Source organism: Barnesiella sp. CU968 (genome assembly GCF_905219685.1).
Classification (GTDB): Bacteria; Bacteroidota; Bacteroidia; order Bacteroidales; family Muribaculaceae; genus Lepagella; species Lepagella muris_A.
On sequence record NZ_CAJMXD010000398.1, the window covers coordinates 1 to 2,611 of the forward strand.

Here is a 2,611-nt window from a genome sequence, read left to right on the forward strand (position 1 = left end):
AAATATTGGTTATCTTTGTGCGTTAAATAAGAAAGAAATCTACTATATGGCATCAAATACCGCAATGAAGACTCGCCTCATCGTAATGAACTTCCTTGAGTTCGCAGTATGGGGCTGCTATCTCGTTTCTATGGGAATATACCTCGGCTCAGTGAACCTTGGCGACCATATATTCTGGTTCTATACCGGACAAGGGCTTGTATCGCTTTTTATGCCCGCGCTGATAGGCATAATCGCAGACAAATGGATTCCCGCTCAGAAAATGCTCAGTCTATGTCACGGTATTGCCGGTATTTTCATGCTCCTTGCCGGCTGGTATTGCAGGCAAAGCGACGGCAACGTTGACTTTGGAACGCTGTTCACATTCTACACTCTTTCCATTGCGTTCTTCATGCCTACAATAGGCCTTGCCAACTCAGTGGCGTTCAATGCGCTCAACAAGGCTGGACTTGACACCGTGACTGCATTTCCACCTATCCGTATTTTCGGAACAATCGGATTTATCTGCGCGGAATTGTTTGTAAACTTCACAAACTTCCAGTCGACATACGCACAGTTCATCTCATCAGGCGTTGTCAGTCTCATTCTCATGATCTATGCACTGACAATGCCCAACTGTCCCGTAAACCCATCTTCCGGTTCTTCAATCTCCGAAACTCTCGGATTGTCGGCTTTCAAATTGTTCAAACGCCGCACAATGGCGGTATTCTTTATGTTCTCCATGCTTCTTGGTGTATGCCTTCAGATCACCAACAGTTATGGAACCATGTTTATTGACTCATTCCAGAACATAGCTGAATACGCACAGACCTGGGGAGCAAGAAACGCCACAGCGCTTACCGCCATTTCTCAGGCAAGCGAAGCATTATGTATCCTCCTCATACCATTCTGTCTTAAGAAATTCGGAATCAAGGGAGTCATGCTCACCGCCATGATGGCATGGGTGTTCCGTTTCGGATTCTTCGGTATCGGAAATACAGGTTCAGGGCTTGTGTGGATAATCCTTTCATGCGTGGTTTATGGCGTTGCATTCGATTTCTTCAATGTGGCGGGAGGACTTTTCGTTGACCAGCAGACAGACAAGAAGCTTCGCTCAAGCGCACAAGGACTGTTCATGATAATGACGAATGGCATCGGAGCGAGCGTGGGAACGTTCCTTGCCGGAACTCTTGTAGTCAACAAACACGTTGACATGTCTGGAATGACATCTGCCGCCGAAAACCTTTCAGGATGGCAGCATTCCTGGTTTATCTTCGCAGCATATGCTTTAATTATAAGCATTTTGTTTATTTTCATCTTCAAAGCGCCCAAAACCTCTGAAAATATCAGTCTCACGAAGGCTGAAGAGATTGACGGAGGAGATCCTGAAGGTATGGCGCAATAATCAATCTTTCTGAAAGTGATTCGTTTTTACGCACCGGATATAGAAACTGATTTTTCCCTCCCTGAGACGGAGTCAGGACATTGTTGTCGTGTCCTGAGAATGAAAGAGGGAGACATCCTGCATGCTGTCGACGGCAAAGGAAACGCGTTCGAATGTGTCATTACGAATGCGAATCCTAAAAAAACAGAAGTCGACATCCTTTCCGCACATACCGAACCAAAGCACTGGCAGCCACGCGTCTCTCTGGCGGTCTCTCCGACAAAGAATATAGACCGTATGGAGTGGTTGCTTGAGAAAGCAACGGAAATAGGCATAGACAACATCGTTTTCCTGAAATGCACGAGAAGCGAAAGGAAAGATGTAAAATCCGAAAGGTTGCTCAAAATACTTGTTTCTGCCATGAAACAAAGTATGAAATCCCGTATTCCCGACTTCGCAGGAATGATTGATTTCAAAAAATTCATAAAAGGATTAGACTGCGGAAATGAAGAAGAAATAAGAATCATGGGATACTGTTCATCTGAATTTCCAAGAAAAGAGCTTGTGGATGTATACACTGCCGGAAAAGACGTGACAATCCTCATCGGTCCGGAAGGAGATTTCACGCCTGAAGAGGTCGAGATGTCGGTAAAAGCCGGTTTCACACCTGCCACATTCGGCAACACCCGGCTCCGCACCGAGACAGCCGCACTTTATGCAGTCTCTGCAATACACGTAATTAATGATTTGAAAAAATGACTGACAATATCATCGAATATATAAATTCAAGTGCTTCCGGCAACTTCTTTCTCCTTGCCGGTCCCTGTGTGATTGAAGGAGAGGAAATGGCACTCGACATTGCCGCTGAACTGCTTGAAATCACATCTGCGTTAGACATACCGTATGTTTTCAAAGGGAGCTACAGAAAAGCCAACAGAAGCAGACTTGATTCATTCACCGGAATAGGTGATGAAAAAGCTCTTAAAATATTAAGAAAGGTAAAGGAAACATTCCATATTCCTGTCGTAACAGACATTCACACAGCCGATGAAGCGGAAATGGCGGCTGAATATGTCGACATCCTCCAGATTCCGGCATTTCTATGCCGTCAGACCGACCTACTGGTGGCTGCTGCAAAAACAGGAAAAATGATAAACATAAAAAAAGGACAGTTCCTATCGCCTGCCGCAATGAAATTCGCCTGCCTCAAAGTCAGGGAATCAGGCAACAACAGACTGGCTGTGACCG

Annotated in this window: 2 protein-coding genes and 1 pseudogene; all 3 read left to right on the forward strand. The window is 45.3% G+C overall.

The window, feature by feature from the left end:
* Nucleotides 1–46: 46 nt before the first annotated feature.
* Nucleotides 47–1,384 (forward strand): MFS transporter, encoded by a 1,338-nt coding sequence (locus tag JX312_RS12050; RefSeq protein WP_239653911.1) that lies wholly within the window; start codon nucleotides 47–49, stop codon nucleotides 1,382–1,384.
* Nucleotides 1,385–1,399: 15 nt separating this feature from the next.
* Nucleotides 1,400–2,122 (forward strand): 16S rRNA (uracil(1498)-N(3))-methyltransferase, encoded by a 723-nt coding sequence (locus tag JX312_RS12055; RefSeq protein ID WP_204458143.1) that lies wholly within the window; start codon nucleotides 1,400–1,402, stop codon nucleotides 2,120–2,122.
* Nucleotides 2,119–2,611: pseudogene (locus JX312_RS12060) on the forward strand (3-deoxy-8-phosphooctulonate synthase); the annotation flags it as partial. The gene JX312_RS12055 and the pseudogene JX312_RS12060, both read left to right, overlap by 4 nt.

Bases quoted from the DNA above. Each gene is read 5' to 3' on its own strand.
- JX312_RS12050 (WP_239653911.1), top strand. From the start codon at position 47: ATGGCATCAAATACCGCAATGAAGACTCGCCTCATCGTAATGAACTTC.